This window comes from Pedococcus sp. (assembly GCF_036000045.1).
Taxonomy (GTDB): Bacteria; Actinomycetota; Actinomycetes; order Actinomycetales; family Dermatophilaceae; genus Pedococcus.
In genome coordinates this window covers 1-19,968 of sequence record NZ_DASYGF010000038.1, presented here as the reverse complement: position 1 = coordinate 19,968, position 19,968 = coordinate 1, and the positions used below count along the sequence as shown (strand labels likewise).

Here is a 19,968-nt window from a genome sequence, read left to right as displayed (position 1 = left end):
CCATGACCTGTGACGTTAGGCTCTGCGGCGTGGAGCGAATCGCGGTTGACCTTTCCGGCGTGCCGGAAACGGTTTTGTGGAACCTAGGACGTCGAGCCGCGGCCGCGTCTGCCCGACGACCGCTGTTGCATGACCCGCGGGCGGTAGAGCTGGTCGCCCGGCTCGATCACAACTTCGGCGACGTGTCTCGCGGCGCAGCATGGCACGCCGTTCGCGTTATGACGTTCGATGCGGCTGTACGGCGTTTTCTCGATCGGCATCCGGCCGGCACCGTAGTAGCGCTAGGCGAAGGCCTAGAGACGCAGTTTTGGCGGGTCGACAACGGGCACGCGCAGTGGGTCACGGTCGACCTTCCTGAGGCGTTGGCGTTGCGTCGCCAGCTGCTGGTTGACGGACCACGGCAACGCACTCATGCGGGATCCGCGCTGGACCTTGAGTGGCTAACCGAGGTCGACACCGCGCACCCGGTGTTGGTGACCGCGCAGGGACTGCTGATGTACTTCGATCGCGCGCAGACGCATGATCTGATTGCCGAGCTCGCAAAGCGCCTTCCCGGCGCTTCGATGGTGTTCGACGTGGTGCCGCAGAAGATGTTCGACATGGTGCGGCGACTGCCAGGGCGGGAAAGCGAACAGGCCACACAATTGTGGAACTGGGCCTTCAGCGCGACCGAGCGCAAAGCGTTGAGCGCGATCCCTGGCGTAGCAACCATCGACGACCTGACACCACCAATGGGCCGGGGTGCGGCGCCGTGTGTACTCGGCGCGGTCCGCCGACTGCCGCGCGGCCTGCGCTACCGACTTCCCGTCCTGCCAGTTCTTGAGCTCACCTTCGGCTGATCAACAGGTGCACGCCCACGCCGTCGACGGCGCATCGGCGGCACGGCGGATGGGCACATCCGGGTGTCTTGACGCGGTAGGTCCTTGACGGATCTGTGTCATCGCCCGCTTGAGGCTCCGCCGAGGAAACTGAGGTTCCAGGGATCCGCGGTCGCTGTCCCTTGATGCTACGTACGGCACCGTCGGTGGTGCGGCGAACGGTGCGTGTCTCGCCGTCGGGCAGCTCGATGGCCAGGGTCGTGTCGGAGACGTGCACGGTGAGGGTCTGGTACTTGTGCTGCCGGCCGACGGTGAGTTTTTGACCGGCAACTGATCCACCCCGAGTGGGTGCCGCAGACACCTGGGAAGCCGGAACCTGCGTCGCAACGCCGGGTACCGCCCCGCGTGACCCGGACGGAGGGGTGCCGACTCGCCCAAACCTAGCTGCGCGCTGACGCCGGATTGGGGACTGTGCGCCAAAACGGCAACGGTAGAGGGAGCCCACTCCCTCGCGCGTCAGCGGCTCCCGGAAACACCCGCGCGGACCGGGCTGAGCCCTCCTCCTTCAGTCCCAGGACGGGTTCTGACGGGTCAGCGCCCGAGGAACGATCAGCACAGGATCTACACGGAGCCCGCACACGTGATGCGCCCTAGGATCCGTAGGCTCGACTCCGGACGGACGCACTGCTGACAGGGCCACAGCCTTCCGGTCGGGTGATGCGCCAACGTCCTGAGACAGGCTTCCGGCGTGGTGCGGAAGGCTCCGATCGTTGAGAGGAGGCAGAGTGGTGAAGCGCGGGCCGGGCCCACGGCTCAGGAAGGCCGCCGTGGCGCTGGCGTTCGCCTGCGCCGTTTTGGGCGCGTATGCCGGGCTCGTCGCTTGGCGCAGCGAAGCAGCCGTAGACCTGCCGCACCCGGCGGGTGGCTATCCCGTCGGTCGGGTCGAGGACACCGCCACCGATGCCGGGCGGGGCGGGCGGCAGCTGTCGATCTGGACGTGGTACCCAGCCGTCGCGGGGACCGGGAAGGTCGCGGCATACGCACCGGGTCAGTGGGGCGGACTGGCGATCGGGCTGCCCCTGGGTGAGACCAAACTCGACCGCGTCCACGACGCCGCGCGCGAGCAGGCGACGCCGGCCCCGGGCAGGTTCCCGGTCGTCGTCCTCCTGCCCGGGTTGGGGTTCGCCGCCCCGCAGTACGCGGTCCTCGCCGAGGACCTGGCCAGCCGCGGCTACCTCGTCGTCGGCGTAACCCCGACCGGGAGCGCGAACCTCACTGTGCTGGACGGTCGTCCCATCGGTCCCACGGCCGAGGGCAACCCCTCCGACTTCGCCGGCGAGCAGACGGCTCACGACCGCGCCATCGCGCAGCGCCTCCTGGCAGTCTGGGTGGGCGACGCCCGCTTCGCTGCGGATACGGCCGCGTCCCTGACCGAATCCTCGACGCTGGCGGCAAACGTCGACCGGAGCCGGCTCGCCTACCTCGGTCACTCCTTCGGCGGCACGACGGCCCTGCAGGCCTGCCACGACGACTCTTCGTGCAAGGCGGCCATCAACCTCGACGGCGCGCTCTTCGGGTCCGCCGCCACCGGCGGGCTGAAGGTCCCCACACTCCTGCTGGGACACGATGGCTCGTGCATCACGGGCGACTGCCACCCGGCCAGCCCCGCCGATCGTGCCGATGTGGTGGCCGCACGGGGTTACGGCTCCGCATCGACCGGGCCGGTGCGGCGGGCAACCCTGCCAGGAACCGGCCACCTCAACTTCTCTGACGACGGCATCTACTACTGGGCCGGGCCACTGCGAGCGCTGCTCGGTCTCGGCTCCGCAGACGGGAGCCGGGTTCTGGCGCGGACGGGGGCACTCATTGCCGGCACCCTCCACCACGCCGGGGTGTAGCGACATCGGGGCGGAGTTTCTTCTCTGGCTTAAAGCCGCGGCTCCGCCACGGCGGCGCGGGGCCCCGCGATGGGACCCCGCGCTCCGGGCGCTTCGCGCCCTGCGCGCACCCCACCGCACCCCGCGCACAAGACGAAGGCCCGGCCCGCGAGTTTGATACTCACCAAGCCGGGCCTGTGCCCGTACACCACAGCGGTCTCTTACTCAGTCAACCGACCCGAGCTCCCAGCGACTGTCAGCCAAACCCCTCCAAACGCCTGAATCACGGTCCGCAAAAAGTCCGCAGTTCGCAGCCAGGCGCGCCTCTGCGTCGTGAGCCACCGAGAGCGATCCGAGCACGAATTCCGTTGTGACGGCTGCCATTTCGGCCTCTGATCTCCCTTCTAATCTCTAGGTCGCAGGTTCGAGTCCTGCTGGGGGCACGGTGTGTTCGCCCGCTACCCCGTCAACCGCGCCGTCCCGACCACCTCGTGGCGTGGTCGCCCGCGGCGGCCCTCGCCGAGGTGCGAGCTGATCAGGCTGATCTCGCTCGTGGTCCAGGTCGGCCCGGCATACCCGTCGAGGATGCGCACCCACCTGGTCGCCTCGGTCGGGCGTCGGAACCGGGCGAGCGTCAGATGGGCGTGGAACCTGCCGCCCTGCGGTGCCCCGCCCGCGTGACTGCAGGCATCGCGAACCCGTCTGGCCAACGGGTCGAGCGCCCCCCTGACTCCTGTCCAGAGCACCCGCGCCTCCGCGGCCTGGGGGAACGCCCCGCACCCGACCAGCCGCAGCTCGACGGGAGGATGCGTCGCCGCCACCTCCGCCACCGCCCGTTCCACCTCCTCGACCGCTCGCTCCGGCACCGCCGCCATGAACGCCAACGTCACGTGCCACTGGTCGGGGTCGGTCCAGCTGAGGTCCGGGCCGGCGTCCTGGCGAGGCTCGAGGAACGCAGTCAGGTGCTCGACCGCCCGTGCCGACGGGGTGAGGGCCGCGAAGAGGCGCATGAGGCCATAGTGATGGCTGCCGGGCTAGATTGGACGCCCAGGATGCCGGAGGGGAGGCCGAATGGCTGCGTGGAGGCGAGAGGTGCCCCTGCCGCGACTGTGGTTCCTCACGGTGCGTATGGCCGAGGTCGCCACGCTGGCCCTGGTCCTCGGCGCAGGGCTGGAGCTCTGGGAGGCCTTCCGGGCCAGCGGCCAGTTCACTCCTGACGGCGTGGGCGGCGGGAGTGCCGTCTCCCCGGTGCCGTTCATGCGCCGGGTGGTCGCGGTGGCCTTCTACAGCGGGCTGTTCAGGGCGCCGCTGAGTCTGGTGCTCGCGGCACTGCTGCTGGTGGGAGCGGTGGCTGTGCTGGCCAGTGGACAGCCGGTACGCCACGCTCGGCTACTGCGCTGGGAGGTGCTGGGCACCTGGGCCCTGGTCGCGCTCGGCGTCGTGGTGCTCGTGCTGCTCAACGCCGTCGCGATGTTCGGCGACAACCCGTATGCCAGCAACGACCCGTCGGTCATCTCCGGCTATCCGGGTCCCGGTCTGGTCGAGCAGGCCGTCATGGGGCTGTCCTGGCCCGTGGGCGCCGCCTTGGTCATGGCGGCCGTGGCCCTCTGGTGGCTGCGCCTCCCCGCGGACCCCGAGGCCGATCTGCCTGCAGCGAGGGATCTACCTGTCGAGACCCAGGCCCGAGCCGGCGGACTGGCGACCTCCGAGACCCCCCAAGAGGACCCGTTGGTGGAGGCCTCGAGAGAGGGCCGGATCCTCCTCGATGACGTCGAGCAGATCGAACCGGTCGAGGCTCTATGGCGGGACGGACCGTCCGGTGACGGCGCGACCGACGGGGCGACCCCCAGCGGCTACGAGGACTTCTTCCGTCGATTCTGATGCCGCGGCTCTGATGCCGCAGCCTCTTTGGCTAGGCTGACGCCCGTGAATCCAGGGGTCGACGCCATGTCCGTGCTCGGCGCCGTCACCGCCCTCCGCGACGAGGTCGCGGCCGCTGAGCTGCCGCTCGAGCTCCCGGGCGTCGCAGCGGGGCGAGCCGCCCGGCTGGCCCTGCTCAACCAGCTCGACGACTACGTCCTCCCACGTCTTCGGTCGGTCGACGCGCCGCTCGTGGCGGTGGTCGGGGGGTCGACGGGTGCCGGCAAGTCGACACTGGTCAACTCGGTCGTCGATGCCGAGGTCAGCCGCTCGGGCGTGCTGCGGCCGACCACGACCACGCCGGTCCTGGTCCACCACCCCCTGGACCGGCGCTGGTTCGCCGACGAGCGGATCCTGCCAGGCCTGTCGCGGGTGACGGGCGCGGCGAGCGATGCTGAGACGCCGGGCTCGCTGCGACTCGTGGAGTCGTCGTCGCTGCCCCCGGGCATGGCCCTGCTCGACGCCCCCGACATCGACTCCGTCGTCACCGCGAACCGCGCCCTGGCCATTCAGCTGCTGGCGGCCGCCGACCTCTGGCTGTTCGTCACGACGGCCGCGAGATATGCCGACGCGGTGCCGTGGGACCTGCTGCGCGACGCCTCCGAGCGGGGCACCGCGATCGCCATCGTCCTGGACCGCGTTCCGCCCGAGGTCATGACGGACATCCGCAGCCATCTCGCCGGGATGCTCCGAGAGCACGGCTTCACCACGGCTCCGATCTTCGGCATCCCTGAGACGAGGTTGACCTCGGCCGGGCGACTGCCCACGGCGGATATCGCTCGCCTGAGGTCCTGGCTGACGGCCCTCGCCAGCGACGCCCGGGCCCGCACCGTCATCGTGCGCCAGACGCTCGACGGAGCGCTGGCGTCCTTGCACACCAGGGCATCGACGATGGTCGGCGCGAGCGAGGACCAGGCCGATGCTGCCGAGGCGCTGACGCAGGTCCCGGCGAGCGCCTACGCCGAGGCTCTCCGCAACGTCGAGCACGGCATGACCGACGGCACCCTCCTCCGCGGCGAGGTGCTCGCTCGCTGGCAGGAGTACGTCGGGACCGGCGAGTTCTTCAAGCAGGTGGAGTCGGCCGTCGCCAAGGTGCGCGACCGCATCACCGCAGCGGTCAAGGGGACGCCGCCGCCGTCGGGCGATCTCGGCGAGGCGCTGCAGTCGGGGGTCGCGGCCCTCGTCGCAGCCCAGGCTCACGGCGCCTCGGCCACGATCGCCCGTACCTGGCGCCAGCTGCCCGGAGGAGACCCTGTGCTCGCCGACCACCCAGGCCTGGCCCAGCCGGCCGCCGACCTCGGGCCGCGTATCGACCGGCTGGTGCGTGACTGGCAGGGCGAGGTGCTCCAGCTCGTCCGCAGCGAGGGCCGCGACCGTCGCACGACGGCGCGCATCGCGGCATACGGCGTCAACGGGATCGGGGTGATCCTGATGCTGGTCGCCTTCGCCCACACCGGCGGCCTCGTCGGCGCCGAGGTCGGCATCGCCGGCGGCACCGCGGTATTGGCCCAGAAGGTTCTGGAGGCCATCTTCGGTGACCAGGCGGTGCGAGAGATGGCCACCAAGGCACGTCGCCACCTGCTCGAGCAGGTGCAGGAGCTGTATGCCGCGGAGCAGGCCCGGTATCAGCTCGCGCTCGCGGGCCTGGACGACCTGGCAGCCCAGAGCGTGCGCCTGGAGAAGGCCGCAACAGCGGTGAAGGCGGTTCGATGAGTCCCCTCAAGATGGGCAACCGGCAGGCTCCGGCGATGACGGCCGAGGACCTGGCGCTGCGCGCGCGAGCCCTGGGCGATGCTCTGGGCTCGGGTCAGGCTGAGCTCGACCAGCGTGCCGTCGAGGCGGCGCGCGAGGTCATCGTCAAGATCGGCGAACGCACCTCGAAGACCGGGGGGCACACTGTGGTGGCGCTCGCCGGAGCCACCGGTTCGGGCAAGTCCAGCCTGTTCAACTGTCTGGTCGGCGCGCCGGTGGCGCTCGTGGGTGCCCGCCGCCCGACGACCTCCCGGCCGGTAGCCGCGGTCTGGGGCGACGAGGACGCCAGCGAGCTGCTGGACTGGCTGGGTGTGAGCCAGCGCCACCACGTGGCAGGTGCGACGGGCTCTGAGGGTGCCGTCGGCAGTCTCGACGGACTGGTGCTGCTGGACCTGCCCGACTTCGACTCCCGCGTGATCGCCCACCGCGAGGAGGCCGAGCGCGTGCTGGCCCTGGTGGACGTGTTCGTCTGGGTCACCGACCCCCAGAAGTATGCCGACGCGCGGCTCCACGAGGACCATCTGGCCGCTCTCGCGACTCACGACGCGGTGACGCTCGTGGTGCTCAACCAGTCAGACCGCCTCACGGACGAGGAGGTCGGGCGGGTGCGTGACGACCTCGTGAGGCTGGCGCAGGCCGACGGCATCGGCACCGTGCGAGTCTTCACGACCTCCGCCACGACCTCTGCGGGTGTCGCCGACCTGAGGCTCCGCCTGGCCGCTGCTGTCGCAGGGCAGAACGCCGCCCGTCATCGTCTGGCCGCGGACGTCAAGGCGGCTGCAGGCCGGGTCAGAGCTGGAGTCGCGGACTCGGAGCCGGCCCTGGCCGACGACGCCGACGACGACCTGGTCGAGGCCCTGGGGCGCGCGGCCGGTATCCCGACGGTCGTCGCCGCTGTCGAACGGGACTACCGTCTGCAGGCCTGGGGCCGTACCGGCTGGCCCTACACCCGCTGGGTCCGCGGCCTGCGGCCGGACCCGATGAGGCGCCTGCGGCTGGACGATCGTGCCTCGGTCGACCCCACGCTGGGGATCACGGCTGCGGACGTCCGCAGCGTGCTCGGGCGATCGTCGCTGCCGCCGCCGTCGCCCGCCGCCCGCTCGGCCGTCGAGCTGGCCACCCGCGCCCTCGGCGACGACACGGCTCGGGGACTGCCGCCTCGGTGGGCCGAGGCGGTGGCCGACGCTGCAACCCCGCCCGGACCGGACCTCGCCGACGCTCTCGACCAGGCCGTCGTGTCCACCTCGCTGAAGATGCGCCCACCGTGGTGGTGGCGCGTGTTCGGGGTCACCCAGCTGGTGCTGGCAGCCGTCACGGTGCTGGGTCTCGGCTGGCTGCTCGTTCGTGCCGTGATGAGCTGGCTGGCCTTGCCGCCACCGGGCACGCCTCGGCTCGGTGTGCTGCCTGTTCCACTGCTGATGGTCGTCGGTGGCCTCGTCCTCGGGCTCGTGCTGTCCACCGTCAGCCGACAGCTCGCCCGTCGCGGCGCCCGCCGGCGCGGGGAGCGGATCCGTCAGCGGCTGCTGGGGGCGGTGGCCGGCGTCGCGGGCGAGCGCATCGTCGAGCCGGTCCGGGTGGTGCTCGCCAGGCATCGGGACACTCGACGCGCACTGGACCGAGCCACCAGCTGAGTCGGCCCTTTGTCCTCGGCCCGTTGTCCTCGCGTTTCTGCACAGGCGACGGGCGCGCTGGCCAGCGTCCACAGGCCAGCCGCGAGCTCGTGGCGGCCGACGCCGGGTCGGCGGAGCCTTCTCTCAGCCCCGACATGGGGAAACGAGGAGAAGGGGAGATGACGATGAACGAGATCTACACGACGGTGCAGGGGCGAGTGGTGGCGCAGCCGGAGTCGCGGACGACCCGTGGGGGAGTGCCGTTCACGGCTTTCCGGCTGGCGTCGACAGTGCGTCGGCCCAACCCGCAGACCCGCACGTACGAGGACGGGCCGACGAACTTCTTCAACGTCACGGCGTTCCGCACGCTCGGGGCCAACGTGGGCAACTCGCTGAAGAAGGGCGACCCCGTGGTCGTCTACGGCCGGTTGAGGGTGAACCAGTGGATGCGCAGCGACAACATCCCTGCCACGTCGGTCGAGATCGACGCCTACAGCGTGGGTCACGACCTCACGTGGGGCACGACCGAGCTCGTCCGCGTCTCGCGGGCACAGGTCGACCAGAGCGATCGACTCGCCGACGATGCGGTGCAGCAGGTGCACGCCCAGCTGGAGGGACAGATCGACCCCGATGCCGCCGAGTCGGACGAGTACGTCATGCATCAGGGCCACCCGGACGCGGAGACCGCGGACGGGTTCCAGGCTGAGGAGCACGATCCCGACCCCGAGGACGCGACAGGCGGGGCTGTCCCGGATCACCTGGCGGCCGTCTGACGGGGGCTCGCACCGGATTCGGGCCTGGGGGCGGCGACGGATAGCCTTGCCCCCATGCCCGAGTTCATCTACGTCATGTCTAAGGCCCGCAAGGCTCACGGCGACAAGGTCATCCTCGATGACGTCACCCTCTCGTTCCTGCCGGGAGCCAAGATCGGCGTGGTCGGCCCCAACGGGGCGGGCAAGTCCTCGGTGCTCAAGATCATGGCCGGGCTCGACCAGCCCTCGAACGGCGAGGCCCGGCTGACGCCGGGGTTCTCGGTCGGCATCCTCATGCAGGAGCCCGAGCTCAACGAGTCGAAGACGGTTCTCGGCAACGTCGAGGAGGGCGCCGGCGAGATCAAGGCCAAGCTCGACCGCTACAACGCCATCTCCGCCGAGATGGCCGAGCCTGACGCTGACTTCGACGCCCTGATGGAGGAGATGGGCAAGCTCCAGGAGGCCATCGACGCGGCCGATGCCTGGGACCTCGACTCACAGCTCGAGCAGGCGATGGACGCGCTGCGGTGCCCACCGCCGGACGCCGACGTCACCGTGCTGTCCGGTGGCGAGCGCCGTCGGGTGGCGTTGTGCAAGCTGCTCCTGCAGAAGCCTGACTTGCTGCTGCTCGACGAGCCCACCAACCACCTCGACGCCGAGTCGGTGCTGTGGCTGGAGCAGCACCTCGCCGCCTACCACGGCGCTGTCGTCGCGGTCACCCACGACCGCTACTTCATGGACAACGTCGCGGGCTGGATCCTCGAGCTCGACCGCGGTCGCGCGTACCCCTACGAAGGCAACTACTCCACCTACCTCGAGAAGAAGGCCGCCCGCCTCGAGGTCCAGGGCAAGAAGGACGCCAAGCTCGCCAAGCGCCTCGCCAGCGAGCTGGAGTGGGTCCGGTCCAACGCCAAGGCGCGTCAGACGAAGTCCAAGGCGCGCCTGTCCCGCTATGAGGAGATGGCTGCCGAGGCGGACCGCACCCGCAAGCTGGACTTCGACGAGATCCAGATCCCGCCGGGCCCGCGCCTGGGCAGCAAGGTGATCGAGGTCAAGAACCTCCGCAAGGGGTTCGGCGACCGGGTGCTCATCGACGACCTCTCGTTCACGTTGCCGCGCAACGGGATCGTCGGGGTCATCGGTCCCAACGGTGTCGGCAAGACGACGCTGTTCAAGACCATCGTGGGGCTCGAGGAGCCAGACGCGGGGGTCGTGGATGTGGGCGAGACCGTCTCGATCTCCTACGTCGACCAGAGCCGCGGCGGCCTCGACCCGAACAAGAACCTCTGGGAGACCGTCTCGGGCGGCCACGACTACATCCAGGTCGGCCACGTTGAGATCCCCTCGCGCGCCTATGTCTCGCAGTTCGGGTTCAAGGGACCCGACCAGCAGAAGAAGGCCGGCGTGCTGTCCGGTGGTGAGCGCAACCGCCTCAACCTCGCCCTGACCTTGAAGGAGGGGGGCAACCTCCTCCTGCTCGACGAGCCGACCAACGACCTCGACGTCGAGACGCTGGGCTCGCTCGAGAACGCCCTGCTCGACTTCCCGGGCTGCGCCGTGGTGATCAGCCACGACCGGTGGTTCCTCGACCGGGTGGCGACACACATCCTCGCCTACGAGGGCACCGAGGAGAACCCGAGCAGCTGGTACTGGTTCGAGGGCAACTTCGAGGCCTACGAGGCCAACAAGGTCGAGCGCCTGGGCGCCGAGGCCGCACGCCCCCATCGGGTGACCTACCGCAAGCTCACCCGCGACTGACCTCCGTCAACCGGCTGGGCCGCCGCAGTCGGCCCGGCTGGGCCGCCGCAGTCAACCCGGCTGGGCCGCCGCCTGAGCCCACCCGCTCAGTCGGCGGCGGCGGACCGGCGGGCACGCACCAGCCGAAGGCCGAGATCGGCATATGACGCGCCGATGGCTTTCGGGGTGCGCTTGATCTCAGGGTCGTACCACCGCGCCACGTCCACGGCCATCGACATCAGCGCCAGGGTCGTGTCCCTGACGTCGTCCACCTCGAAGTCGCCCAGGCGCACGCCATCGGCGACCACCTCTCGGACCACTCCGTCGATCTGCTTGCGCAGGGCCAGCACGGCGTCTCGATGCTCGGGCGTGAGGTTCCCGAACTCGTACTGCACGATCCGGGCGACTCTGTAGTGCTCGGCGTGCCACCGGGCGAACGTCCCCATGATCGCGCGGAGTGCCTCGGTGGGGGACTCCGCCTCGCGGGCGGCCCGGAGCAGGAGCTCGAGCGCCACCTGGTGGCCCTCGCGGGAGAGCTGGAAGAGCAGCTCCTCCTTGGACGCGAAGTGCACGTAGACACCGGCGGGAGAGAGTCCGGCCCGTGAGGCGATGTCTCGCGTCGTGGTCGCATGGAAGCCCCGGTCCGCGAAGGCCTCCGCCGCCGCCTCGAGCAGGCGGTGGGGGGCGTCGGTGCCCGCGTCCACGGGGCGCGCAGGGCTGGACATGGTTGACAGCATGCCGCAGCCATCGCAGACTAAGCAAGCGCTTAGTCACCTCGAAGGAGAGCCATGCCCCGCAACGTCTACGGTCCCGACCACGAAGCATTCCGCAGCTCGGTCCAGGAGTTCGTCGAGCGGACGCTGAGGCCGCGCGCCCAGCAGATGCTCGAGGTCAAGTCGATCGACCGCGACATCTGGAAGGAAGCCGGTAAGCAGGGGCTGTTCGGGCTCGACATCCCCGAGGAGCTCGGTGGCGCTGGCGCGGGTGACTACCGCTTCAACGCGATCGCCGCCGAGGTCATCGCCGGGTTCAACTTCGCCGTCTCGTCGTGCTTCGGCATCCACTCCGACGTGTGCCCCCCGTACATCGTCGACCTCGGCACCCAGGAGCAGAAGGAGCGCTGGCTCCCGGGCATGGCCAACGGCGACCTCATCTGTGCCATCGCCATGACCGAGCCCTCCGGCGGGTCCGACCTCGCGGCCCTGAAGACCACTGCGGTGCGCGAGGGCGACGGCTGGCTGCTCAACGGATCCAAGACGTTCATCACCAACGGCTACCAGGCCGACCTCGTCATCGTGGCGGCGCGCACCGACGCCTCCAAGGGCGCCAAGGGCATCACCCTGTTCATGGTCGAGTCCGGCATGGAGGGCTTCAGCCGCGGGCGCAAGCTCGACAAGGTGGGCCAGGAGGAGTCCGACACCGCCGAGCTCTTCTTCGAGAACGTGCGCGTGCCCGACAGCAACCGGCTCGGCGACGAGGGCATGGGCTTCATCGCGATGATGCAGCGCCTGCCCCAGGAGCGGGTGGGCGCGGCCGTCGCCAACACCTCGCACGCGTTCCAGATCCTGCGCGAGACCATCGAGTACACCAAGGAGCGCAAGGCCTTCGGTCAGTCGATCGGCTCCTTCCAGCACAACAAGTTCAAGATCGCCGAGCTGCAGACGCGCCTCGAGGTCACCCAGGCCTACGTCGACGACTGCATCGCGGCCCACGCCGAGAAGAAGCTCACGCCGGTCGACGCCGCGAAGGCCAAGTGGTTCAGCGCCCAGACGCAGAACGACGTGCTCGACGAGTGCGTGCAGCTCTACGGTGGCTACGGCTTCATGAACGAGTACCGCGTGGCCCGGGCCTGGCGCGACGCCCGGGTCTCGAAGATCTGGGCCGGGTCGAACGAGATCATGAAGGAGCTCATCGGCCGCGACCTGGGCCTCTGACGTGGCGGTCCACGACGGCGGAGTCCATGAGGGCGCCGTCGCCATCGTCACCGGTGCGTCCAGGGGGATCGGTCTCGGCATCGCCGAGAAGCTCGTCGCCGAGGGGGCCCGCGTGGTCGTCACCGCGCGCAAACCCGAGGCGCTGGCCGAGGCGGTCGAGCGACTGGGCGGCCCGTCCAAAGCCCTGGGCATCGCGGGTAACGCCGCCGACGAGAGCCACCAGGACGAGGTGCTCCAGGCCGCCCGAGACGCCTTCGGCGGCCTCGACTACCTGGTGAACAACACGGGCATCAACCCGGTCTACGGCCCCATGCTCGACACGTCGCTCGACACCGCGCGCAAGATCATGGAGGTCAACGTTCTCTCGGCGTTCTCCTGGACCCAGAAGGCGGTCGCGGCGGGCCTGGGCAGCCCCGAGCGGCCCGGCGCGGTGGTCAACGTCGCCTCGATCGCTGGGCTCGGGGCCACGGGCAGCATCGGCTGGTATGCCGTGAGCAAGGCGGCGCTGATCCACCTCACTGTCGAGCTGGCCTACCAGCTCGGGCCGGCGGTGCGCGTCAACGCGGTGGCGCCGGCCGTCGTCAAGACGCAGTTCGCCCAGGCGCTCTACGAAGGGCGCGAGGCGAAGGTCGCCGCGGCATACCCGATGAAGCGCCTCGGCACCCCCGAGGACGTTGCCGGTGCGGTGTCGTTCCTTCTTTCGAAGGACGCCGCGTGGGTCACCGGTCAGGCCCTCGTCGTCGACGGCGGAGTGACCCTCGGCGGCGCTCTGTGAGCCTCGACCTGGCCGGCAAGGCAGTCGTGGTGACGGGCGCCGGGAGGGGGATCGGCGCGGCCTACGCCAAGGCATTCGTCGACCGGGGCGCTCAGGTCGTGGTCAACGACCTCGACCCGGCGACGGCGCAGGCGACCGCTGACCGTCTTGGCGTGACTGACATTCCCGGTGACGCGGCCAGCGAGGCCGGTGTCAGTGCCCTCATCGAGCAGGCGCGTGCACAGCTCGGCCGCATCGACGTCTTCTGCGCCAACGCGGGCGTCGCCCGCGGCGGCACGGAGGCCGTCGACGAGAAGGCCTGGGAGGTGTCCTGGAACGTCAACGTGATGGCGCATGTCCGGGCTGCCAAGCTGCTGGTACCCGAGTGGTTGGAGCGGGGGAGTGGCACGTTCGTGGCGACGGCATCGGCCGCCGGGTTGCTGTCCATCCCCGGCGCCGCGCCGTATGCGGTCACCAAGCACGCGGCTGTGGCGTTCGCCGAGTGGCTTTCGATGACTTACGGCGACAAGGGAATTCGCGTCCACGCCGTGTGTCCGCAAGGCGTGCGGACCGACATGCTGTGGAGCTCGGGTGCCGCCGGTCGCGCCCTGATGGAGCCGTCAGCCGTCGACCCCGACGACGTGGCCGCTGACCTGCTCGCCGCGATGGAGGACGGGCACTTCCTCGTGCTGCCTCACCCCGAGGTCGGGCCGATGTATGCCGGGAGGGCCGCCGATCCGGACCGCTGGCTGGCGGGGATGCGGCGGATGGCGGCAGGACTCCCCGCGGTCACCATGGGCACGGACTGAGCGGAGGCTCGTCGTGAAGGCATGGCAGGTGCGCAGTCTCGGCGAGCCGGTCGAGGTGCTGGTGGCCTCGGACGTGGCCGAGCCCGTCGTCGTCCCCGGCCACCTGCGGGTGCGCGTCCGGGCGATAGCTGTGAACTTCCCCGACATCCTCATGGCGCGTGGGCTCTACCAGGTGCGTCCGGACCTCCCGTTCGTGCCGGGTGTCGAGGTCTGCGGCGAGGTGCTGGAAGTCGGACCGGCGCCCGCCGGACTTCCGGAAAGCGTGCCGGCGTTCTCGGTCGGTGACCGGGTGGTGGGCACCACGGCAGTGCCGCACGGCGGTCTAGCGGAGCAGTGCCTGATGCCGATGACCGGAGCCTTCCCCGCGCCTCAGGACCTCGACGACGCGCAGGCGAGCGGTCTGACGATCGCCTACCAGACGGCATACGTCGGGCTCGTTCGTCGCGCGGGACTGAGGCGCGGCGAGACGCTCGTCGTGCACGCCGCAGCCGGCGGCGTCGGGCTGGCCGCCGTCCAGGTCGGCGCCGCCCTGGGGGCTCGGGTCGTCGCCGTCGTGGGCGGGCCGCACAAGGCGTCGGTGGCACGGGCGGCTGGGGCCGCTGCGGTCGTGGACCGCACCGGAACCGACCTGGTGGCCGCGCTCAAGGAAGCCGTGGGCCCGCAGGGCGCCGATGTCGTCTTCGACCCGGTCGGCGGCGCTGCCTACGAAGCCTCGACCAAGGTCGTGGCGTTCGAGGGTCGCATCGTGGTCGTGGGCTTCGCGAGCGGGGCGATCCCGTCGCCCTCGCTCAACCATGCCCTGGTCAAGAACTACTCGGTCGTCGGGCTGCACTGGGGGCTCTACCTGCAGCGTGACCATGCCGTTGCGCTGGAGGCGCATCGTCAGTTGGCTGAGTGGGTGACCAACGGACAGGTGGAACCGCTTGTCTCCCAAAGGGTTTCCTTCGAGGAGGCACCCGCGGCTCTCGCTCGCGTGGCAGCGGGTGAGAGCACGGGCCGGGTCGTGGTGCTGGGCGCCTGAGGGCGCCGCAGTGGAGCTCAGGCGCGCTGGGCGGGACGCGTGACGAGCTGCTCGAGCGCGTCGTAGGAGTCGTTGAGCCCACCCTCCATCCCGGAGGCCAGGACCATGTCGACCGTCTCGGAGGAGTCGTAGGTGATGACCGCCCGCAGGGTCGTGAAGCCGTCCTGCTCGGTGTAGCTGGACTCCACGCGCGACGGCGGGCTCTGGATGGTGTCGAAGACCTCGGTGTGCACGATCCGGTGAGGCGGGTCGAGCTCTTGGTACTCGCCCGAGAACGACACCTCGTCACCACCCGGCGTGACCATGGCGAAGTGCCAACGGCCCCCCACCCGGAGGTCGACCTCGCAGGTCGTGACCTCGCCGTGGCCTGCACCCCACCACTGGCGGATGTGGTCAGGGTTGGTCATCGCCTCGTAGACCAGGGCTGCGGGAGCAGCGAAGCTCCTGGTGATGACGAGCTGCTTGCCGTCGCGGGTCACCATGGCGTGCTGGTGGGTGCTCGATGCGGTGTTGGTCATGGCTGCTGCTCCTTGCGTGCTGGCTGTGTGGGTGTGGGCGCGGGTGTTGGTGTGTCTGGCGGCGGGGGAGTCGCGTCCTGGAGGTGGGTGAGGTAGGCGTCGAGGCTGTCGAGGTTGGCCTCCCAATGGCGGCGGTACTCCTCCAGCCACGACGTCGCGCTCCGCAGGGGAGTGGCCGTGATCCGGCAGTGGCGTCGCTGCCCGTCGCGGTCCTTGGTGACCAGGCCGGCGCGCTCCAGCACGGAGACATGCTTGGAGATGGCCGGGAGGGTCATAGCGAACGGTTCTGCGAGCTCTCCGACGGTGGCGTCGCCGTGGGCGAGGCGCTCGAGGATGGCCCGACGGGTGGGGTCGGCCAGGGCTGCGAAGGTGGTGCTGAGCAGGTCCTCCACTGTCCCTCCCTCCTGGTGCTTGCGCGCTTCCGTGAGTATCAACCGTTCAGTTAATTAACTGATGAGGAAACTATCGCGCTCGGCGCCTGCCCTGTCAAGCGGTATGGCGGGGAGTTGCCCTCGCGTTCGAACATATGTACGATAAGAGGATGGGGAAGGTTGGGGGGCGGACGTGACGGCTGTGGCGACCCCGGCGGCACGTGAGCGCGACGCCGTCCAGAGGGATCTGTGGCGGCGGACGGCGGAGGTTGCCGGCCGCCTCAACCGGGCCCATGGCGAGCTCGTGGAGATCGCGACCCAGGTGATCGAGGGCGGTCACTGGGGCGATAGCGGGTTCCGGTCGGCCGAGCACTATCTCGTCGTCAGGGCCGGTCTGTCGCCGGCCCACGCCCGCGATGTCGTGGCGGTGGCGCAGCGCAGGGTGGAGCTGCCCGATGCTCGGGTGGCCCTCCGACGGGGCCGGCTGTCGCTCGACCAGGTCGCGGTGGTCGCTCACCACGTGCCGCAGAGCCACCAGCGGTCGATGACCGATCTCGCCCGGCACGCGACGGTGCCCCAACTGCGCAGAGCCGTGAGCCGGCACGCCTTCGAGGTGCGAGCCAACGACGGTGATGAGAGGACGCAACACGAGCAGGCGCAGGACGCCGCGCTGGACGCGCTCGCTCGTTCTGAGCAGTCTCGCGCCGAGCAGCGAGCCTGTGCGCGTCCCCAGCTGTCAATGCACTACGACCGAGACGGCCGGTTCCACCTGCGATACAGCGCTCCGGCCACGATCGGCGCGCTGGTCGAACAGGCGGTCAAGGAGGCCAAGGACGCCCTGTTCGTCAGTCGCGCCAAGCGCGTTGCGTCGACCGGGACGCAGGCCGGTGCTCTCACCGACGCCACGAACGGCGCGTCGACGGATCGCCCGAGCATTGATGCTTCCGGCGCCCGCACGACTGAGGCTACGGCCGGTCGCCCGAGCTACGCCGATGCCATCGAGGAGATCGCCAACCGTTCGTTGGCATCGGTCGGCTCGGCGAGCCGGTCCGCCCACTACCGGGTCTACGTTCACCTGTCGACCGACGGCGCGTGGTCGGCGGTCGACACGCCATCCCGATGCCGCTGGTGCAGCGGTTCCTCTCCGACGGCGTGCTTCAGCCGGTGTGGGAGACCGACGGCCGGCCCGTCAGCGTGGGCCGCGACCTGCGAATCCTGCCGTTGCGGTCACGTCGGCTGATCGAGGACCGTGACCGCGGCTGCCGGTTCCCGGGCTGCACGACCACTCGGTTCGTCGAGATCCACCACCTGCTCGACTGGGCTCGGGGCGGTGCGACCGACGACGACAACCTGGTCAGCCTCTGTCCGTTCCACCACGACGCCGTCACCCGGGGCGACGTCACCATGGCCGGCGACCCCACGCGGCCCGACGGGCTGACCGTCACCACGCGGGATGGCCTGGTGGTCCAGCCGCCAGGATGGCGCGATGTGGCCCCGCCACCGGGAGGTGACCCGCCGCGGCCGGCGTGGTCCGCCGCCTACGAGCCGCCATCGGGCGAGTCGGCGCGCTGGGGAGAGATCGAGATTCCGCCCGACGTCGAGCTCCGCGACGTCGAGCTCCGCGACGTGGAGCTCCCCGACGCCCAGCTCCCCGCAGCGGTCCTCGCCGTGAGGTGAGGCCGCTCAGTCCTGCGGGCCGCCGGCGACATAGATGACCTGCCCGGACACGAATCCCGCCTCTTCGGAGCAGAGGAAGGAGATGGTCGCCGCAATGTCAGCGGGCTGGCCGACGCGCTGTACGGGGATCGCGGCTGCCGAGTGGGCGATGAAGTCATCGAAGGAGACGCCGAGCCGCTCCGCCGTCATCTTGGTCATCTCGGTCTGGATGAAGCCGGGCGCCACGGCGTTCGCGGTCACCCCGAACTTGCCCAGCTCGATGGCCAGCGTCTTGGTGAAACCCTGGAGCCCAGCCTTCGCTGCCGAGTAGTTCACCTGGCCGCGGTTGCCCTGGGCCGAGGTCGACGACAGGTTGACGATGCGCCCGTACTTCTCGGAGGTCATGAACGCCTGCACCGCGCGCGTCATGAGGAACGAGCCACGCAGGTGGACGTTGATCACCGCGTCCCAGTCCTGCTCGGTCATCTTGAAGATCAGGTTGTCGCGGGTGATCCCCGCGTTGTTGACGAGGATCGTCGGGGCACCGAGCTCGTCCGCGACACGGCGCACCGCCGCCTCGACCTGGGGGGCGTCCGCGACGTCCACGCCGACGGCGGTGGCTCGGCCCCCGGCGTCGGTGATCGCCGACACCGTCTCGGCGCAGGCGCTCTCGTCGAGATCCAGCACGGCGACGGCGTTGCCGTCCTCGGCCAGCCGGATGGCCGTGGCGGCTCCGATGCCGCGGGCGGCTCCGGTGACGATCGCAACGCGCTGGGTGCTCATGAATCCTCCAGTGTGACGAGCGGACGGGCGGGTAGGACCCGCTGTGCGCCTCGAGTCTACTAAGCGCTCGCTTAGCCGCGGGGTGGCGTCTGGTCAGCAGATCTGGTGAACTCCGGCACAATGGTCAAGTTCAGAGGCCACCGGCGCCCTCCGGATTCAGCAGTTTCGACATCGAACAAAGGCATTGCATGGAGATCTGGCCCGGTAACTCCTACCCCCTCGGCGCCACGTACGACGGAACGGGCGTGAACTTCGCCCTGTTCTCCGAGGTCGCTGAGAAGGTCGAGCTCTGCCTCATCGACGCGGAGGGCACCGAGACGCGGGTCGCCCTGCCTGAGGTCGACGGTTTCGTCTGGCACGGGCACGTCCCCGGACTGCAGCCAGGACAGCGGTACGGCTACCGGGTGCACGGCCCGTACGACCCGGCGAACGGCCATCGGTGCAACCCGGCCAAGCTGCTGCTCGACCCCTATGCCAAGGCCATCGACGGCATGGCCGACGGTGACCAGTCGCTGTTCTCCTACGACTTCGACGACCCCAGCGACGACCCCGCCAAGATGAACACCGACGACAGCCTCGGTCACACCATGCTGTCTGTCGTCATCAACCCGTTCTTCGACTGGGGTCAGGACCGCTCGCCTCGCCACGAGTACCACGAGACGGTCATCTACGAAGCCCACGTCAAGGGGCTGACCGAGCTGCACCCCGACGTCCCCAAGGAGATTCGCGGGACCTATGCAGGCATCGCCCACCCCGCCACGATCGCGCACCTGACCGAGCTCGGAGTGACCGCGATCGAGCTGATGCCCGTGCACCAGTTCGTCAACGACTTCACGCTGCGCGAGAAGGGCTTGTCCAACTACTGGGGCTACAACACGATCGGGTTCCTCGCGCCGCACAACGGCTACGCGGCATACGGCACGCGTGGTGAGCAGGTGGCCGAGTTCAAGGGCATGGTCAAGGCGCTGCACGAGGCCGGTATCGAGGTCATCCTCGACGTCGTCTACAACCACACCGCCGAGGGCAACCAGCTCGGGCCCACCCTGGCGTTCCGCGGCATCGACAACGCCTCGTACTACCGGCTGGTCGACGAGGACAAGGCGCACTACTACGACACGACCGGCACGGGCAACAGCTTGCTCATGCGCCACCCGCACGTGCTGCAGCTGATCATGGACTCGCTGCGCTACTGGGTCACCGAGATGCACGTCGACGGCTTCCGGTTCGACCTCGCGGCAACCCTGGCCCGCCAGTTCCACGAGGTCGACAAGCTCTCGGCGTTCTTCGACCTCGTGCAGCAGGACCCGGTGGTCAGCCAGGTCAAGCTGATCGCCGAGCCGTGGGACGTCGGCGACGGCGGCTACCAGGTCGGCAACTTCCCACCGCTGTGGACGGAGTGGAACGGCAAGTACCGCGACACGGTCCGCGACTTCTGGCGCGGTGAGCCGGCCACCCTCGGTGAGTTCGTGTCCCGGCTCACCGGCTCCGCCGACCTCTACGAGCACTCCGGGCGTCGCCCGGTCGCATCGATCAACTTCGTCACGGCCCACGACGGCTTCACTCTCACCGACCTGGTGTCCTACAACGAACGGCACAACGAGGCCAACGGCGAGAACAACAACGACGGTGAGAGCCACAACCGGTCGTGGAACTGTG

19 protein-coding genes are annotated in these 19,968 nt (G+C 69.8%); 14 read left to right on the top strand and 5 right to left on the bottom strand.

Features of this window, described 5'->3' with window-relative positions:
- Nucleotides 1–29 precede the first annotated feature (29 nt).
- Complete coding sequence (locus tag VGN50_RS06825) at nt 30–839, top strand: class I SAM-dependent methyltransferase (protein WP_327443961.1); 810 nt, start codon at nt 30–32, stop codon at nt 837–839.
- A gap of 767 nt (nt 840–1,606) precedes the next feature.
- Nucleotides 1,607–2,716 (top strand): hypothetical protein, encoded by a 1,110-nt coding sequence (locus tag VGN50_RS06820; protein WP_327443960.1) that lies wholly within the window; start codon nt 1,607–1,609, stop codon nt 2,714–2,716.
- A gap of 437 nt (nt 2,717–3,153) precedes the next feature.
- On the opposite strand, the gene thpR is transcribed toward VGN50_RS06820, so the two are convergent.
- The gene (gene thpR / locus VGN50_RS06815) at nt 3,154–3,705 is read right to left on the bottom strand and encodes an RNA 2',3'-cyclic phosphodiesterase (RefSeq protein ID WP_327443959.1); all 552 of its coding nucleotides are present in this window, start codon (nt 3,703–3,705) and stop codon (nt 3,154–3,156) included.
- Nucleotides 3,706–3,766: 61 nt separating this feature from the next.
- On the opposite strand from thpR, the gene VGN50_RS06810 reads away from it, so the two are divergent.
- The 5 genes from VGN50_RS06810 (at nt 3,767) to ettA (ending at nt 10,487) form a co-directional block, all read left to right on the top strand.
- A complete protein-coding gene (locus VGN50_RS06810; RefSeq protein WP_327443958.1) occupies nt 3,767–4,576 on the top strand; it encodes a hypothetical protein in 810 nt (269 codons plus the stop codon).
- Nucleotides 4,577–4,621: 45 nt separating this feature from the next.
- On the top strand, nt 4,622–6,328 hold the full coding sequence (locus tag VGN50_RS06805; protein WP_327443957.1) for a GTPase domain-containing protein: 1,707 nt from the start codon (nt 4,622–4,624) through the stop codon (nt 6,326–6,328).
- Nucleotides 6,325–7,998 carry a GTPase gene (locus tag VGN50_RS06800; RefSeq protein WP_327443956.1) on the top strand — a complete coding sequence of 558 codons (1,674 nt, stop codon included), beginning with the start codon at nt 6,325–6,327 and terminating at the stop codon, nt 7,996–7,998. The genes VGN50_RS06805 and VGN50_RS06800 overlap by 4 nt, the downstream gene beginning before the upstream one ends.
- A gap of 158 nt (nt 7,999–8,156) precedes the next feature.
- On the top strand, nt 8,157–8,750 hold the full coding sequence (locus tag VGN50_RS06795) for a single-stranded DNA-binding protein (protein ID WP_327443955.1): 594 nt from the start codon (nt 8,157–8,159) through the stop codon (nt 8,748–8,750).
- 54 nt (nt 8,751–8,804) lie between these two features.
- Nucleotides 8,805–10,487 carry an energy-dependent translational throttle protein EttA gene (gene ettA / locus VGN50_RS06790; protein WP_327443954.1) on the top strand — a complete coding sequence of 561 codons (1,683 nt, stop codon included), beginning with the start codon at nt 8,805–8,807 and terminating at the stop codon, nt 10,485–10,487.
- 86 nt (nt 10,488–10,573) lie between these two features.
- Here ettA and VGN50_RS06785 read toward each other — a convergent pair whose 3' ends face one another.
- Nucleotides 10,574–11,191 (bottom strand): TetR/AcrR family transcriptional regulator, encoded by a 618-nt coding sequence (locus VGN50_RS06785; RefSeq protein WP_327443953.1) that lies wholly within the window; start codon nt 11,189–11,191, stop codon nt 10,574–10,576.
- A 63-nt stretch (nt 11,192–11,254) separates the two neighbouring features.
- Here VGN50_RS06785 and VGN50_RS06780 point away from each other — a divergent pair, with 63 nt between their 5' ends.
- Genes VGN50_RS06780 through VGN50_RS06765 form a run of 4 tightly spaced genes read left to right on the top strand, consistent with a single transcriptional unit; the run spans nt 11,255 to nt 14,984 of the window.
- Nucleotides 11,255–12,400, top strand: coding sequence for an acyl-CoA dehydrogenase family protein (locus VGN50_RS06780; RefSeq protein ID WP_327443952.1), 1,146 nt, complete (start codon nt 11,255–11,257; stop codon nt 12,398–12,400).
- Between the two features lies 1 nt (nt 12,401).
- A complete protein-coding gene (locus tag VGN50_RS06775) occupies nt 12,402–13,175 on the top strand; it encodes an SDR family oxidoreductase (RefSeq protein WP_327443951.1) in 774 nt (257 codons plus the stop codon).
- Nucleotides 13,172–13,963 (top strand): SDR family oxidoreductase, encoded by a 792-nt coding sequence (locus tag VGN50_RS06770; RefSeq protein WP_327443950.1) that lies wholly within the window; start codon nt 13,172–13,174, stop codon nt 13,961–13,963. Before VGN50_RS06775 ends, VGN50_RS06770 begins: the two co-directional genes overlap by 4 nt.
- A gap of 13 nt (nt 13,964–13,976) precedes the next feature.
- A complete protein-coding gene (locus tag VGN50_RS06765) occupies nt 13,977–14,984 on the top strand; it encodes an NADPH:quinone oxidoreductase family protein (protein WP_327443949.1) in 1,008 nt (335 codons plus the stop codon).
- A gap of 17 nt (nt 14,985–15,001) precedes the next feature.
- Here VGN50_RS06765 and VGN50_RS06760 read toward each other — a convergent pair whose 3' ends face one another.
- Together VGN50_RS06760 and VGN50_RS06755 are read right to left on the bottom strand one after the other, a co-directional pair.
- The gene (locus VGN50_RS06760; RefSeq protein WP_327443948.1) at nt 15,002–15,502 is read right to left on the bottom strand and encodes an SRPBCC family protein; all 501 of its coding nucleotides are present in this window, start codon (nt 15,500–15,502) and stop codon (nt 15,002–15,004) included.
- Nucleotides 15,499–15,894, bottom strand: a complete 396-nt coding sequence (locus VGN50_RS06755) for a metalloregulator ArsR/SmtB family transcription factor (protein WP_327443947.1) — start codon at nt 15,892–15,894, stop codon at nt 15,499–15,501. The genes VGN50_RS06760 and VGN50_RS06755 overlap by 4 nt, the downstream gene beginning before the upstream one ends.
- Nucleotides 15,895–16,066: 172 nt before the next feature.
- Between VGN50_RS06755 and VGN50_RS06750 the strand changes: the two genes are divergently transcribed.
- Both VGN50_RS06750 and VGN50_RS06745 read left to right on the top strand, forming a co-directional pair.
- Complete coding sequence (locus VGN50_RS06750; protein ID WP_327443946.1) at nt 16,067–17,113, top strand: DUF222 domain-containing protein; 1,047 nt, start codon at nt 16,067–16,069, stop codon at nt 17,111–17,113.
- Entirely contained in the window at nt 17,095–17,550 is a 456-nt protein-coding gene (locus VGN50_RS06745; protein ID WP_327443945.1) for an HNH endonuclease signature motif containing protein, read from the top strand. The genes VGN50_RS06750 and VGN50_RS06745 overlap by 19 nt, the downstream gene beginning before the upstream one ends.
- A gap of 6 nt (nt 17,551–17,556) precedes the next feature.
- On the opposite strand, the gene fabG is transcribed toward VGN50_RS06745, so the two are convergent.
- A complete protein-coding gene (fabG, locus tag VGN50_RS06740) occupies nt 17,557–18,312 on the bottom strand; it encodes a 3-oxoacyl-ACP reductase FabG (protein WP_327443944.1) in 756 nt (251 codons plus the stop codon).
- Nucleotides 18,313–18,500: 188 nt separating this feature from the next.
- Here fabG and glgX point away from each other — a divergent pair.
- Nucleotides 18,501–19,968: glycogen debranching protein GlgX (gene glgX, locus VGN50_RS06735; protein ID WP_327443943.1), on the top strand; the 1,468-nt coding region annotated here is incomplete at its 3' end.

Excerpts from the sequence above, each read along its gene's own strand:
- thpR (WP_327443959.1), bottom strand. The coding sequence starts at position 3,705 with ATGCGCCTCTTCGCGGCCCTCACCCCGTCGGCACGGGCGGTCGAGCAC.
- VGN50_RS06810 (WP_327443958.1), top strand. The coding sequence starts at position 3,767 with ATGGCTGCGTGGAGGCGAGAGGTGCCCCTGCCGCGACTGTGGTTCCTC.
- VGN50_RS06800 (WP_327443956.1), top strand. The coding sequence starts at position 6,325 with ATGAGTCCCCTCAAGATGGGCAACCGGCAGGCTCCGGCGATGACGGCC.
- VGN50_RS06795 (WP_327443955.1), top strand. The coding sequence starts at position 8,157 with ATGACGATGAACGAGATCTACACGACGGTGCAGGGGCGAGTGGTGGCG.
- ettA (WP_327443954.1), top strand. The coding sequence starts at position 8,805 with ATGCCCGAGTTCATCTACGTCATGTCTAAGGCCCGCAAGGCTCACGGC.
- VGN50_RS06785 (WP_327443953.1), bottom strand. The coding sequence starts at position 11,191 with ATGTCCAGCCCTGCGCGCCCCGTGGACGCGGGCACCGACGCCCCCCAC.
- VGN50_RS06780 (WP_327443952.1), top strand. The coding sequence starts at position 11,255 with ATGCCCCGCAACGTCTACGGTCCCGACCACGAAGCATTCCGCAGCTCG.
- VGN50_RS06760 (WP_327443948.1), bottom strand. The coding sequence starts at position 15,502 with ATGACCAACACCGCATCGAGCACCCACCAGCACGCCATGGTGACCCGC.
- fabG (WP_327443944.1), bottom strand. The coding sequence starts at position 18,312 with ATGAGCACCCAGCGCGTTGCGATCGTCACCGGAGCCGCCCGCGGCATC.